Genomic DNA, 13,895 nt, shown 5'->3' with positions numbered 1-13,895 from the left:
AAAAATAATCCATGGAATAATGTATTGATTATTTTTTTAATATTGATCGGGAGGGTTTTTAATTATTTAGAAAATAATATGAATAGTTATTCAAAGCATAAACCGATAACCGATACCGGTTTCAGTTAATAAATGGCGAGGGCGAGCGGGGTCGACTTCCAGTTTCTGACGAAGGTGACCCATATATATGCGCAAATAGTGACTATGTTCCACCGCGTTGGGTCCCCACACCTGACTCAACAGCTGGCGCTGTGTGAGAACCTTGCCGTGGTTATTAAGCAGCACGGCGAGCAGGCGGAATTCGATGGGGGTAAGATGGATTTCCTCTTCACCGCGCACAATGCGCCGTGCGGCGAGGTCAACCCGAATATCACCAAACGTGTAGGTTGGGTCGGCAGGCGTGGTGGCGCTATGACGACGCAGCGCCACACGCAGGCGAGCCTGCAATTCGCCAATGCCAAAGGGTTTAATCAGATAGTCATCGGCGCCGGCATCCAGCGCGGCGATTTTATCCGTCTCTTCAGTACGGGCAGAGAGCACGAGAATCGGCATCTGGCTCCACTGACGAACCTCACGAATAAAATCGATTCCGTCGCCATCCGGCAGCCCAAGATCGAGGATCACCAGGTCCGGCTTGCGGGTGGCGGCTTCAATTAAACCCCGTTGAAGCGTACCCGCATCGTGAACGCGCAGACCGTCTCCTTCCAGCGCAGCGCGCAGAAAACGGCTAATGGCGATCTCATCTTCGACAATCAGAACGTTAATCACAAATCCTCGGGTAATTCATTCAGTTCTGGCGGGGTTTCCAGAGGAAGTGTAACACAAAAACGCGCGCCGCCTTCCGGACGATTCTCTGCGGAAATGGTTCCGCCATGGACGTCAACGATCGCCTGACAAATCGCCAGCCCGAGCCCAACGCCCGGAATGGCCGACTCCTTGTTCCCGCGCGCGAATTTTTCGAAAATAGCCAGCTCCTGCCCGGCAGGAATGCCCGGTCCGGTATCCCAGACGTCAAGGTGAAGCGTGCCATCCTCTACCATTGCATCCACGCCAATCCTGGCACTTGAGCCGGCATATTTACCGGCATTTTCCAGCAGATTGATCAGCACCCGTTCAAACAAGGGGCCATCGACGTGAATTAAGGTCAGGGGTTCAGGCATGTTCAGCGCGATATGCCGCCCACCGAGGCCGGGCTCCAGCATTTTCAGGGCGCTGCCTACCACTTCTTCCAGCGTGAGCCACTCTTTTTTGAGGTTAAACCCGCCCGACTGAATGCGCGCCATATCGAGCAGGTTATTCACCAGACGGGTGGTATTCAGCACGTGCTGGCGGATTTCGCTGGCCTGAAGGGCGTGTTTAGACCCTTCCGCGGCCAGGTCCAGCGTCAGGATTTCTGACTGACCAAACAGAACGGTCAGCGGTGTCCGCAGGTCGTGCGACAGCGCCGCCAGCAGCGAGTTACGAATGCTTTCACGCTCGCTGGCCAGTCGGGCCTGTTCTTCACTGGCGGTAAGCGCCAGCCGTTCCAGTGCGCTGGCAACCAGCAGCGTAAAAGTCTCCAGCAGCCGCTGCTGCTCGGGGATCATCAGCTGACGCAGGTTTGAGGGCTCAACAATCACCAGCCCCTGATTTTTATCGGCGCTGCGTAGCGGCAGAATTTGATAGGGCACGCCGGGCAGGGTGTCGGTACCTGCGCCCGCAGGTAACCCTTTATCAAAGCTCCAGCGCGCGATGGCTTCGTCCCAGGGCGTCATGCCGGAGGCCGAGGTTAGCGGGCGCAGCTTACCGTGTTCGTCCGGGAGTAAAATCAGGTTGCTGGCATGAAACGTCGAGCGAATAAACTGCTCGCTGGTCTGCACGATATCCAGCGGCGTGCGTCCCACCGCCAGCGATTTCGACATTTCATACAGATGCCGCGTGCGCTGTTCGCGGTAGCGGGCGATGCGCGCCTGGTAGCGCACGCCCGCCGTCAGATTGCCGATCACCAGCCCGACGGTGAGCATCACGGCAAAGGTCAGGATGTACTGTACGTCCGACACGGCGAGCGTCCCGCGAGGGGCAATAAAGAACAGATCAAAGCTGATGACGTTAATCACCGTTGCCAGCACCGACGGCCAGCGTCCGTAAAAGAGCGCCACCACCACCACGCCAAGGAGGTAGATCATCACCAGGTTGGCCGCGTCGAAGGCAATCAGCCATTTGCTGGCAATGATCGTGATCAGGGCGCAGAGCACGACGGCCACCAGGCAGCCGCGAAGCTGAATGCGCCATTTATCACTGAAAGTACGGCTGTCCGGGGCGCGGCTGGGAAGGGGCGTGGGTTTATCATCCAGCGCCACGATCACCAGGTCCAGATCCGGCGCGCGGCGGGCCAGTTTGTCGGCAAAGGATTCACGGCTAAACCAGCGACGATGCTGGCGACGGCCAATGACGATTTTCCCCAGGTTATGCTCCCGGGCGTAGCGCAGAATGGCTTTATCTTCCTGAGGATCGGAAAGGGTGGCGGTTTCGGCACCCAGCTCCTGCGCCAGGCGCAGCGAACTCAGAATCGCGCGGCGCTGGTTTTCGGGCAGGGCATGAAGCTGCGGCGTTTCGACATACACCGCATGCCAGACGCTGCCAAATTTGGCGGCCAGACGCGCGGCGGTGCGGACAAGTTTTTCGTTACCGCTGCCGTGCCCCACGCACAGCAGGATGGCATCCCGCGTATGCCAGACGCGTTCCTGGCCCTGCAAATCGCGCCAGGCACGCATCTGATCGTCAACGCGATCGGCAGTACGGCGCAGAGCCAGTTCGCGCAGGGCAATCAGGTTGCCTTTGCGGAAGAAATGTTCGATGGCACGCTCGGCCTGTCCGGCAATATAGACTTTGCCTTCGTGCAGGCGCTGGCGCAAATCATCCGGCGGCAGATCGACCAGCACCACTTCGTCAGCGGAATCGAAGAAAGGGTCGGGCACCGTCTCGCGCACCTGAATGCCGGTCACGCCGCTGACCACGTCGTTCAGGCTTTCCAGATGCTGCACGTTAACCGTCGTGAAAACATCAATGCCAGCTTCAAGTAATTCTTCCACATCCTGCCAGCGCTTGGGGTGACGCGAGCCTGGCGCATTGCTGTGCGCCAGTTCGTCCATCAGGATAAGCGCCGGACGGCGGGCGAGGGCGGCATCAATATCAAACTCAGTGACTAAACGACCCCGATGGCTGATGCGGCGGGGCGGCTGGGTGGCAAGCCCCTTCAGCAGCGATGCCGTCTCTTTACGTCCGTGGGTTTCAACCACGCCGATCAGTATATCGAGCCCCTGCGCCCGAAGCCGCTGGGCTTCCGTCAGCATGGCGAAGGTTTTCCCGACACCCGCGCAGGCGCCAAAGAAAATTTTCAGTTTGCCGCGATGGGCTTCAGCCGTCTGTTCAAGCAGCCTGTCCGGATCCGGGCGCATGGGCTCGTCGGTCATTTAGTTTTTCCTTAGCGCGTCCAGCGCCAGATTCAGCTCAACAATATTCACTACCGGCATGCCGATATAGCTGACCAGCGGCTTTTGTGTGTGTTCTGCCACCAGCTTGCTCACCTGTTCAACACTCAATTGACGGGCGGCGGCAACGCGCGGGATCTGCCACGCCACCGCTGCCGGCGTCAGGCTATAGTCCAGCCCGCTGGCTGAGGCGGTGACCAGCTCCACGGGAACCTCGCGGCTGGCCTGTGGATTGGCGGCGCGCAGGGCGGCCACGCGCTCGGCGACGGCTTTGTCCAGCGCCGGGTTGCTGCCCGCCAGGTTACTGCCGCCGGATGCCATTGGATTATACGGGCTTTCGGCAGTGGCGGAAGGGCGTCCCTGGAAGTAGCGAGCGTCCGTAAAGCTCTGGCCAATCAGGCGCGAACCGCGGTTTTCACCGTTTTGCATAATCAGCGAGCCGTTAGCCTGATCCTTAAACCACCACTGGCCCAGGGCGGTGGTGACCAGCGGGTAGAGCCCCCCGGTAATCAGCGACAGCAGAATAAACAGAAGTATAGCGGGGCGTAACATCGTCATTTGATTCACCTTTTAAACCAGCCCGAACAGGGTCAACAGCAGATCGATAGCCTTGATACCGATGAAGGGCACCACCAGCCCACCCAGGCCGTAAATCCACAGGTTGCGGCGCAGCATGGCGGCCGCCGTGAGCGGCTTGTAGCTCACGCCTTTCAGCGCCAGCGGGATCAGGAAGACAATAATCAGGGCGTTAAAGATTACCGCGCTCAGAATGGCCGATGCCGGGGAGTGCAGGTGCATTACGTTCAGGGCGTTTAATTGCGGATAGGTCGCAGCAAACGCGGCCGGAATGATGGCGAAATATTTCGCCACATCGTTAGCGATGCTGAACGTGGTCAGCGAGCCGCGCGTCATCAGCATCTGCTTACCAATGTGCACGACTTCAATCAGCTTGGTCGGGTTAGAGTCGAGATCGACCATGTTGCCCGCCTCTTTTGCCGCCTGGGTACCGGAGTTCATTGCCACCGCCACGTCGGCCTGCGCCAGGGCAGGGGCATCGTTGGTCCCGTCACCGGTCATCGCGACCAGACGCCCTTCCGCCTGATACTGACGAATCAAGGCCAGTTTGGCTTCCGGTGTAGCTTCGGAAAGAAAATCATCCACTCCCGCTTCGGCAGCAATCGCCGCGGCGGTCAGGCGGTTATCCCCGGTGATCATCACCGTTTTGATCCCCATTTTACGCAGCTGGGCAAAGCGTTCTTTGATGCCGCCTTTGACGATATCCTTCAGGGCAATCACCCCCAGCACATTTGCGCCTTCAGCCACCACCAGCGGCGTTGCCCCCTGACGGGCCACGCTTTCCACCAGGCTATCCACTTCGGGTGGGAAGTGACCGTTATTAGCCTCAATGTGGCGACGAATGGCGTCAACCGAGCCTTTACGGATCATCCGGTCCTGAATATTAATGCCGCTCATCCGGGTCTGTGCCGTGAAGGGCACGAAAGTGGCATGCAGGCTCTGAACGTCGCGCTGGCGCAGGTTAAAGCGCTGTTTGGCAAGAATCACAATGCTGCGACCTTCCGGAGTTTCGTCGGCAAGCGATGAGAGCTGTGCGGCATCTGCCAGCGTTTTTTCATCCACGCCAGGTGCGGTTAAGAAGTCTGATGCCTGACGGTTACCGAGGGTGATGGTCCCGGTTTTATCAAGCAGCAGAACGTCTACATCGCCCGCCGCTTCAACGGCACGTCCGCTGGTGGCAATAACGTTGGCACCGAGCATACGGCTCATACCGGCCACGCCGATGGCCGACAGCAGGCCGCCGATAGTGGTGGGGATCAGGCAGACCAGCAGCGCCACCAGCACCGTGACGGTGACCGCCGTACCGCCATAAGTGGAGAACGGCCACAGGGTCGCGGTTGCCAGCAGGAAGACGAGGGTCAACGCGACCAGCAGGATGGTCAGGGCAATCTCGTTGGGGGTTTTACGACGCTGGGCGCCTTCCACCATGGCGATCATCCGGTCAAGGAAGGTTTCACCTGGGTTAACGCTACACTGGATCACCAGCCAGTCGGAGAGTATGCGCGTCCCCCCCGTTACGGAGGCGAAATCGCCGCCGGATTCACGGATAACCGGGGCGGATTCCCCGGTGATGGCGCTTTCGTCCACCGACGCGCCACCTTCAATCACTTCCCCGTCGCACGGGATAATATCGCCAGCTTCGACCAGCACCACATCGCCTTTGCGCAGTTCATCCGCCGGAACGTGGTCCATCTGCGCACCGTATTTTGGTTTACGTAACTTGCGTGCGAAGGCGGTCTTTTTTACCCCTTTCAGGCTGTTGGCCTGGGCTTTACTCCGGCCTTCCGCCAGCGCTTCCGCAAAGTTGGCAAACAGCACGGTAAACCACAGCCACAGGCTAATGGCGCCGGTAAACATCGCATTTCCCGGCATGTGGCCCGTTCCCATGGCAATCGCCAGTGCGGTGGTCAGGACGCTTCCCGCCCAGACAATAAACATCACCGGGTTGTGCCACTGCACGCGCGGGCTCAGTTTTTTCACCGCATCCATGAGCGCCTGACGAACTAATGACGGTTCGAACAGGGCCAGTTGTTTACGACTCATGACAAATTCTCCGCAAAATCAGCGTAAAGAGAGGTATTCCGCGACCGGGCCTAACGCGAGGGCGGGGATAAAGGTCAGGGCACCAACCAGTAACACGGTGCCTGTGAGCAGGCCGATAAACAGCGCGCCGTGGGTCGGTAATGTTCCGGTGGTGGTCGGTTGAATTTTTTTATTCACCAGCGATCCGGCAATCGCCATGACCGGCACAATGATCCCGAAACGACCCACGAACATGCAGAACGCCAGCAGACAGTTCCAGAACGGTGAGTTGGCACTTAAGCCTGCAAAGGCACTGCCGTTGTTGTTGGCGGCAGAGGAGACGGCATACAGCACTTCGCTAAAGCCGTGAATACCCGGGTTAAAGATGCCGCTGCGTCCGGCCTCGGTCATCAGCGCTAGTGCGGAGCCGAGCAGTACGAGGGCAGGGGTTACCAGAATCGCCAGCGCGGTTAATTTCATCTCGCGAACGTCGATTTTTTTACCGAGGTATTCCGGGGTACGACCAATCATCAGACCGGCAATAAACACCGCCAGCATCACGAACAACAGCATGCCGTAAAGACCTGAACCCACGCCGCCAAATACCACCTCGCCAATCTGCATCAGCCACATTGGGATCATTCCGCCCAGTGCGGTGAAGGAGTCATGCATGGCATTCACCGCCCCGCACGAGGCCGCCGTGGTGACCACCGCATAGAGGCTGCTGGCGAGAATGCCAAAGCGGCTCTCTTTACCTTCCATATTGATATTGCTGTTAGCCCCAAGCTGCATGAAATGGCTATTGCCGTTCCATTCAGCCCACATCACCAGCGCAACGCAGACCACGAAGATTAACGACATGGTCCAGAGCAGGGTGCGCCCCTGACGGCGATCGTTGACGACATCACCAAAGGCAAAGCAGAGTGCGGTGGGGATCAGGAAAATCGCCAGCATCTGCACAAAATTGGTCAGGGCAGTCGGGTTTTCAAACGGATGCGATGAGTTGGCGTTGAAGAAGCCGCCGCCGTTGGTGCCGAGCATCTTTATGGCTTCCTGCGACGCCACGGGCCCCATCGGCAGGAGCTGTTTTGCCCCTTCCAGCGAGGTATAAGGGGTGTATGGCAGCAGGTTTTGCAGGCTACCTTGCTGAATAAAGAACAGCGCGATCAGCAGCGCAATTGGCAGCAATATCCACAGCGTGATGCGCGTCAGATCCACCCACGCGTTACCCAGGGTACTGATTTTCTGACGAGCAAACGCGCGCGTCAGCGCGAAGATCACAGCGATACCGCTGGCGGCTGAGAGGAAGTTCTGAACGGTTAACCCAACCATCTGGCTGAAATAGCTGAGCGTGGTTTCACCCGCATAGGACTGCCAGTTGGTGTTGGTGACAAAGCTGACTGCCGTATTCAGCGCAAGATGCCAGGACAGACCCGGTAATTGTTGCGGATTCAGCGGCAGACTCCCCTGCAGCATCAGCAGGGTAAAAAGTGCAATCAGCCCAACAATATTCAGCAGCAGAATGGCAAACAGATATTCACGCCAGCTCATCTCGCGATCGTCTATTCCCAGTACACGCCAGATCCCTTTTTCAACGCTTCCCGTACCAGGCAGGGGGACGTTGTTGATAAGCCTTGCCAGCCCCATTCCCAGTGGCCTTGCCAGAACGAACAACGCCAGTAAGAAGCTGGCAATAAGCAAAAACGCCTGAGCAGCCATCAGAATGCCTCCGCATTAATCAGGGCATAAACCAGATAACCCAATAACAGGAACACCAGCACGATGCCGGCAATAAGACCTGCACTCACAATCCACCTCCGGGTGACTTTTGTTGTTGGGTTAACGGTAGGATTTATGGCGCAAAGATTTCGCAAAAATGAGGAGAGAGGGTGTAAAAAAAGTATAAAAATGGCAAAGCCCACAATTTAACTATTGGTAAGTAAATTGTTAACTTTTTTGTAACTAAATTACGGCGCGAGTGTAAATATTCACTAAATGGATGAAAATAAGTGGTCGGATGAGTAGTAAAATTACACACAAAGCGATATTATTTTATCCAGGTCACAGATTTTGAATTTTCCGGATGACGTTTCCGGCCAACTATAGGGGAGAAAATATGGATCTGTATAAAGCGTATCCAGCTCATATTGTGTTCATGCGTCGCACTTTCGCCGTAGTGGCTGGCGTGCTGGCCCTGCCGGTGATGCTGTTCTGGAAAGATCGCGCTCGTTTTTACAGCTATCTGCACCGCGTCTGGGCGAAAACCAGCGAGAAGCCGGTATGGATGGATCAGGCCGAGAAAGCGACCTGCGACTTCTACTAAAAAAAGAAAGACTACACATAGCAATAAAAAAACCGCCAATAGCAATGGGTAATGCCAGTCAGTTACTTAACTGACTGGCATTACCACCCCCCCGGGCGGCCTTTTTTATTTCATCCCGTCTACACTTCATGGCAAAGTACAGTAAAAGCTCGCCACTTTTTCCTTTGGTGGCGTGCCCTTACGGACATAATGGATATTTGCCTGGAGTTTTATGCCCACCCATCTGGTTTGGTTTCGCGCAGATCTGCGCGTACATGACAACATCGCTCTCGCGGCAGCCTGTCGTTCTGAGGATGCCAGCGTGCTGGCACTGTTCATCGCCACGCCCGAACAGTGGCAGCAGCATGATATGGCACCGCGCCAGGCAGCTTACCTCAAATCACATCTGAACGTTCTGCAACACTCGCTTGCTGAAAAAGGTATTCCGCTAATCTACAAAGAGGTCAGTGATTTTGCCGCGCAGCTTCAGATGCTGCAGGCGATCTGTCAGCAAAACGGCGTCACACACCTTTTTTATAACTATCAGTACGAGCTGAACGAACAGCGGCGGGATCGCCAGCTGGAAAACATGCTGGACGGGGTAGTTTGTGAAGGATTTGATGACAGCGTCATGCTGGCGCCGGGCAGCGTCATGACCGGCAGTCACGAAATGTACAAAGTGTTTACGCCGTTTAAAAATGCGTTTGTTAAACGCCTGAAAGAGGCGCTGCCTGAGTGCGTGGCCGCGCCCGCTGTTCGGGGCGATGCCATAACCGATCTGCCTGAATTAACGTTTAACTATCCCCAACAGTCGTTCGACGATCTTCTGTTCCCTGCCAGTGAGAAATCGGCGATTGCGAAGCTGCGCCAGTTTTGCAAGCAGGGCGCGGGAGAGTACGACGCGCGCAGGGATTTCCCGGCGGTTGAAGGGACAAGCCGATTATCGGCCTGCCTGGCATTGGGCGTGCTCTCTCCTCGCCAGTGTCTGCATCGTCTCCTGGCCGAGCAGCCGCAGGCGCTGGACGGCGGGACGGGGTCGGTGTGGCTGAACGAACTGATCTGGCGTGAGTTCTATCGCCATCTGATGACTTATCATCCCGATCTCTGCAAGCATCGCCCGTTCATTCCCTGGACCGATAACGTAAAATGGCAGCACGACGAGGCGCGTTTACTGGCCTGGAAAAAGGGGGAGACGGGCTATCCGATTATTGATGCCGCGATGCGCCAGTTGAATGAAACCGGGTGGATGCACAACCGTCTGCGAATGATTACCGCCAGCTTCCTGGTGAAAGATCTGCTTATCGACTGGCGTGTCGGGGAGCGTTATTTTATTTCTCAGCTGATCGATGGCGATCTGGCAGCGAATAATGGCGGATGGCAGTGGGCGGCCTCTACCGGTACCGATGCGGCTCCCTATTTCCGGATTTTCAATCCGACCACTCAGGGACAAAAATTTGATGCTAACGGCGACTTTATTCGTCGCTGGTTGCCCGCGCTCAGGCATGTTCCTGCGAAAGCGATCCACGACCCGTGGGCATGGGCGGATAAACAGGGCGTAAAGCTCGATTATCCCCGCCCGATTGTTGACCATAAACAGGCGCGCGTCGCCACGCTGGCGGCCTATGAAGCCGCCCGTAAAGCTTAAGAGAGTGATGATGAAAAACAGCGAACTGGAAAGCCTGATTAACGAAAAACTCAATACCGCCGCCTTCAGCGATTACGGCCCGAATGGGCTGCAGGTGGAAGGCCGTGAGACAGTGCAAAAAATCATCACCGGCGTGACGGCAAGCCAGGCATTGCTGGATGAAGCGGTGCGTCAGGAGGCCGATGCGATCATTGTTCACCACGGTTATTTCTGGAAAAACGAATCACCGATTATTCGCGGTATGAAGCGCAACCGCCTGAAAACGCTGTTGGCCAATGACATCAACCTGTACGGCTACCACCTGCCGCTGGATGCACACCCGGAACTGGGGAATAACGTCCAGCTGGCGCAGCTGTTGGGGATCACTGTGATGGGCGAAATCGAGCCACTGGTCCCGTGGGGAGAGCTGTCGATGCCGGTTCCGGGTCTGGAGCTGGCCTCGTGGATCGAAGCACGTCTCGGGCGTCGTCCGCTGTGGTGTGGCGACACGGGGCCGGATACCGTTAAGCGCGTTGCCTGGTGTACCGGCGGCGGTCAGGGCTTTATCGACAGCGCCGCGCGTTTTGGTGTTGATGCGTTTATTACCGGTGAAGTCTCTGAGCAGACGGTTCACTCAGCCCGTGAACAGGGGCTGCATTTTTACGCGGCAGGCCACCATGCCACCGAGCGTGGCGGTATCCGCGCCCTCAGTGAATGGCTGACGGAAAATACCGATCTGGATGTGACCTTTATTGATATCCCTAATCCCGCCTGATGAGAGGTGCCCGAGTGCAGAGAGCGCGTTGTTATCTTCTGGGTGAAAGCGCAGTTGTACTGGAACTTGAACCGCCGGTCACGCTTGCCACGCAAAAGCGTATCTGGCGGCTGACACAGCGTCTGGTTGACATCCCGGAAGTGGTAGAAACCATTCCTGGCATGAATAACATTACCGTCGTGCTGCGCAACCCGCAGACAAAGGCGCTGGATGCTATTGAACGTCTTCAGCGCTGGTGGGAAGAGAGCGAAGCGCTGGAGCCGGAATCGAGAATGATTGAAATCCCGGTCGTCTATGGCGGCACGGGTGGACCGGATCTTGGCGTGGTGGCGGATCACTGCGGATTAACGGAGAAGCAGGTTGTTGAGCTGCACAGTTCGGTGGATTACGTGGTCTGGTTTCTGGGGTTTCAACCCGGCTTCCCGTATCTTGGCGGATTATCCCCTCAGCTGCATACGCCGCGCCGGGCCGAGCCACGCCTGAGCGTTCCCGCGGGAACGGTGGCGATTGGCGGCGAACAAACCGGAATTTATCCGCTCACCTCGCCGGGCGGCTGGCAGCTTATTGGGCACACCGCCATGCCATTATTTGAACCGGGGCAGGAGGCACCCATTCTCCTTCGTCCTGGCGATACCCTTCGCTTTATCCCGCAGAAGGAGGGGGTATGTTAACGTTACTTCGCGCAGGGCTTTATACCTCGGTACAGGATGCCGGCCGCTTTGGCCTGCGCCAGTCTGGCGTGAGCTACTGCGGTGCGCTTGATCGTCCTTCGCTGGAGATTGCCAACCTGCTGGTGGGTAACGCAGGCAGCACGGCGGCGTTAGAAATTACGCTGGGTCAGTGCGTGATTGAGTTTGGTCAGGAAACCTGGTTTGCGTTGACCGGCGCAGGTTGTGACGCCACGCTAGACGGCAAAGCGGTGTGGACCGGCTGGCGGTTGCGGGCGAAAGCCGGGCAACGTCTGATGCTGAAACGGCCTCTGCACGGCGTGCGCAGTTACCTTGCGGTAGCGGGGGGCATTGACGTGCCGGAGGTGCTGGGGTCAGCCAGTACCGATCAGAAAGCGGGCATAGGCGGGCATGAGGGACGTTCGCTGCGCGATGGCGATCGTCTGGCGATTAAGCCGTCAACACGCGATTTCTCGACGACGCAGGGCGTAAAACAGTTGCTGTGGGGGAACGTGATCCGCGCCTTACCGGGGCCGGAATATCAGGAGTTCGATGACGCTTCTAAAGAGTCTTTCTGGCGTTCGCCGTGGAAGATTAGCCCGCAGAGTAACCGCATGGGCTACCGCCTGCAGGGGCAGCCGCTGACCCGCACAACCGACCGGGAGTTGCTCTCCCACGGCTTATTGCCTGGCGTCATTCAGGTTCCGGGCAATGGTCAACCCATTGTGCTGATGAACGATGCGCAGACGACGGGCGGTTATCCGCGCATTGCCTGCATTATTGACGCGGATCGCTACCATCTGGCGCAAATTCCCCTCGGTCAGCCGATCCATTTCGTGCAATGTTCGCTGGAGGAGGCGCTGAAAGCGCGGCAGGATCAGCAGCGTTATCTCGAACAGCTGGCGTGGAGGCTTGATGGTAAAGATTGATTTAAATGCCGATCTGGGGGAGGGGAGCCGCGCCGACGCAGAGCTGATGACGCTGGTCTCTTCGGTTAATATCGCCTGCGGCTTTCACGCGGGTGATGCGCAAACCATGCTGGAGAGCGTGCGCAATGCCATTAAAAACGGCGTGGCGATAGGCGCTCACCCGAGCTTTCCCGACCGGGAGAACTTTGGCCGTACGGCGATGGACCTGCCGCCGGAGACGGTCTACGCTCAGATGCTTTACCAGATTGGCGCGCTGGAGGCGATAGTGCGCGCTGAGAAGGGCGTACTGCGCCACGTGAAGCCGCACGGCATGCTTTACAATCAGGCGGCGAAAGATCCTGCTCTGGCGGACGCCATTGCCCGCGCGGTGCGGGATTGTGACTCTCAGCTGATTCTGGTGGGCCTGGCGGGCAGCGAGCTGATCCGCGCCGGGCAGCGCCTGGGGTTAACCACCCGCCAGGAAGTGTTTGCCGACCGGGGATATCAGCCTGATGGCAGCCTGGTGCCGCGAACGCAGGCCGGGGCGCTCATTACCGACGAAGGTAAAGCGCTGGCGCAGACGCTGGAGATGGTGCGCGCCGGGCGTGTCACCGCTGTGGATGGTACATCGGCAAACGTTCAGGCCGATACGGTATGCTTACATGGCGACGGCGAGCATGCGCTCCAGTTTGCGCGGCGCCTGCGGGCAGCGTTCTCTGATGAGGGTATTCTTGTCAGCGCAGAATAATCATTTAAGGACACTAACATGCCAGAAGGTCCGGAGATCCGCCGCGCGGCGGATAGCCTGGAAGCGGCGATAAAGGGCAAACCGCTGACGGATGTCTGGTTTGCCTTTCCGCAACTCAAACCGTTTGAATCACAGCTGCTGGGGCAGACGGTGACCCATATTGAAACGCGCGGGAAAGCCTTACTCACGCACTTTTCCCATAACCTGACGTTATATAGCCATAACCAGCTTTACGGCGTCTGGCGCGTGGTTAACGCGGGTGAACAGCCGCAAACCACCCGTGTGCTGCGGGTCAGGCTGCAAACGGCGGATAAAGCCATCCTGCTTTACAGCGCGTCGGATATCGAAATGTTAACGCCTGAGCAGTTGCTCGTTCATCCGTTCTTGCTGCGCGTTGGGCCGGATGTGCTGGATATGCGCCTGACGGCGGGCGATGTGAAAGCCCGTTTGCTGTCACCCAAATTTCGCAATCGGCAGTTTTCCGGTCTGTTTCTCGACCAGGCCTTTCTGGCCGGGCTCGGCAACTACCTGCGGGTGGAAATCCTTTGGGAAGCCGGGCTGGCGCCGCAGCATAAAGCTTCGCAGCTCAGCGATGAACAGCTGGAAGCGCTGTCCCATGCGCTGCTGGACATTCCGCGTTTATCCTACACGACGCGCGGCGTGGTAGATGAGAACAGGCATCACGGGGCGCTGTTCCGGTTTAAGGTGTTTCATCGGGCGGGGAAAAAGTGCGAGCGATGTGGCGGGATTATAGAGAGGACAATGCTTTCCTCAAGACCGTTTTACTGGTGTCCCGGGTGCC

Annotated in this window: 13 protein-coding genes; 7 read left to right on the top strand and 6 right to left on the bottom strand. The window is 57.4% G+C overall.

Features of this window, described 5'->3' with window-relative positions:
- Positions 1–90 precede the first annotated feature (90 nt).
- Genes kdpE through kdpF form a run of 6 tightly spaced genes read right to left on the bottom strand, consistent with a single transcriptional unit; the run spans position 91 to position 7,876 of the window.
- Positions 91–768, bottom strand: coding sequence for a two-component system response regulator KdpE (kdpE, locus tag L977_RS06825; protein ID WP_008501074.1), 678 nt, complete (start codon positions 766–768; stop codon positions 91–93).
- Positions 765–3,452, bottom strand: a complete 2,688-nt coding sequence (gene kdpD / locus L977_RS06820) for a two-component system sensor histidine kinase KdpD (protein WP_023336921.1) — start codon at positions 3,450–3,452, stop codon at positions 765–767. The genes kdpE and kdpD overlap by 4 nt, the downstream gene beginning before the upstream one ends.
- Positions 3,453–4,028 carry a potassium-transporting ATPase subunit KdpC gene (gene kdpC, locus L977_RS06815; RefSeq protein ID WP_023336922.1) on the bottom strand — a complete coding sequence of 192 codons (576 nt, stop codon included), beginning with the start codon at positions 4,026–4,028 and terminating at the stop codon, positions 3,453–3,455.
- Positions 4,029–4,040: 12 nt separating this feature from the next.
- Complete coding sequence (gene kdpB / locus L977_RS06810; RefSeq protein WP_047625412.1) at positions 4,041–6,089, bottom strand: potassium-transporting ATPase subunit KdpB; 2,049 nt, start codon at positions 6,087–6,089, stop codon at positions 4,041–4,043.
- 18 nt (positions 6,090–6,107) lie between these two features.
- The gene (gene kdpA, locus L977_RS06805; protein ID WP_014883026.1) at positions 6,108–7,787 is read right to left on the bottom strand and encodes a potassium-transporting ATPase subunit KdpA; all 1,680 of its coding nucleotides are present in this window, start codon (positions 7,785–7,787) and stop codon (positions 6,108–6,110) included.
- On the bottom strand, positions 7,787–7,876 hold the full coding sequence (kdpF, locus tag L977_RS23655) for a K(+)-transporting ATPase subunit F (protein ID WP_014069365.1): 90 nt from the start codon (positions 7,874–7,876) through the stop codon (positions 7,787–7,789). The genes kdpA and kdpF overlap by 1 nt, the downstream gene beginning before the upstream one ends.
- A 308-nt stretch (positions 7,877–8,184) precedes the next feature.
- On the opposite strand from kdpF, the gene L977_RS06795 reads away from it, so the two are divergent.
- From L977_RS06795 to nei, 7 genes are all read left to right on the top strand, one after another.
- Complete coding sequence (locus L977_RS06795) at positions 8,185–8,391, top strand: YbfA family protein (RefSeq protein ID WP_014883027.1); 207 nt, start codon at positions 8,185–8,187, stop codon at positions 8,389–8,391.
- A 211-nt stretch (positions 8,392–8,602) separates the two neighbouring features.
- Positions 8,603–10,015 carry a deoxyribodipyrimidine photo-lyase gene (phrB, locus tag L977_RS06790; protein WP_047625411.1) on the top strand — a complete coding sequence of 471 codons (1,413 nt, stop codon included), beginning with the start codon at positions 8,603–8,605 and terminating at the stop codon, positions 10,013–10,015.
- Between the two features lie 10 nt (positions 10,016–10,025).
- On the top strand, positions 10,026–10,769 hold the full coding sequence (locus tag L977_RS06785) for a type 2 GTP cyclohydrolase I (RefSeq protein WP_014883030.1): 744 nt from the start codon (positions 10,026–10,028) through the stop codon (positions 10,767–10,769).
- A gap of 14 nt (positions 10,770–10,783) precedes the next feature.
- Positions 10,784–11,440: a 5-oxoprolinase subunit PxpB gene (gene pxpB, locus L977_RS06780; protein ID WP_023336926.1), complete on the top strand. Its 657-nt coding sequence runs from the start codon at positions 10,784–10,786 to the stop codon at positions 11,438–11,440.
- Positions 11,434–12,366 carry a 5-oxoprolinase subunit PxpC gene (gene pxpC / locus L977_RS06775; protein WP_023332415.1) on the top strand — a complete coding sequence of 311 codons (933 nt, stop codon included), beginning with the start codon at positions 11,434–11,436 and terminating at the stop codon, positions 12,364–12,366. The genes pxpB and pxpC overlap by 7 nt, the downstream gene beginning before the upstream one ends.
- Positions 12,353–13,093, top strand: a complete 741-nt coding sequence (gene pxpA / locus L977_RS06770) for a 5-oxoprolinase subunit PxpA (RefSeq protein WP_023332416.1) — start codon at positions 12,353–12,355, stop codon at positions 13,091–13,093. The genes pxpC and pxpA overlap by 14 nt, the downstream gene beginning before the upstream one ends.
- A gap of 18 nt (positions 13,094–13,111) precedes the next feature.
- A partial coding sequence (nei, locus tag L977_RS06765; protein ID WP_047625410.1) for an endonuclease VIII occupies positions 13,112–13,895 on the top strand: 784 nt, incomplete at its 3' end.

The sequence above is a fragment of the Enterobacter sp. ZOR0014 genome (assembly GCF_000798855.1).
Lineage (GTDB): Bacteria > Pseudomonadota > Gammaproteobacteria > Enterobacterales > Enterobacteriaceae > Enterobacter > Enterobacter kobei.
Note: the sequence above shows the minus strand (reverse complement) of the source record. Positions and strands in the feature narration are given on the sequence as shown.

Excerpts from the sequence above, each read along its gene's own strand:
- kdpD (WP_023336921.1), bottom strand. The coding sequence starts at position 3,452 with ATGACCGACGAGCCCATGCGCCCGGATCCGGACAGGCTGCTTGAACAG.
- kdpC (WP_023336922.1), bottom strand. The coding sequence starts at position 4,028 with ATGACGATGTTACGCCCCGCTATACTTCTGTTTATTCTGCTGTCGCTG.
- kdpB (WP_047625412.1), bottom strand. The coding sequence starts at position 6,089 with ATGAGTCGTAAACAACTGGCCCTGTTCGAACCGTCATTAGTTCGTCAG.
- kdpA (WP_014883026.1), bottom strand. The coding sequence starts at position 7,787 with ATGGCTGCTCAGGCGTTTTTGCTTATTGCCAGCTTCTTACTGGCGTTG.
- L977_RS06795 (WP_014883027.1), top strand. The coding sequence starts at position 8,185 with ATGGATCTGTATAAAGCGTATCCAGCTCATATTGTGTTCATGCGTCGC.
- phrB (WP_047625411.1), top strand. The coding sequence starts at position 8,603 with ATGCCCACCCATCTGGTTTGGTTTCGCGCAGATCTGCGCGTACATGAC.
- L977_RS06785 (WP_014883030.1), top strand. The coding sequence starts at position 10,026 with ATGAAAAACAGCGAACTGGAAAGCCTGATTAACGAAAAACTCAATACC.
- pxpC (WP_023332415.1), top strand. The coding sequence starts at position 11,434 with ATGTTAACGTTACTTCGCGCAGGGCTTTATACCTCGGTACAGGATGCC.
- pxpA (WP_023332416.1), top strand. The coding sequence starts at position 12,353 with ATGGTAAAGATTGATTTAAATGCCGATCTGGGGGAGGGGAGCCGCGCC.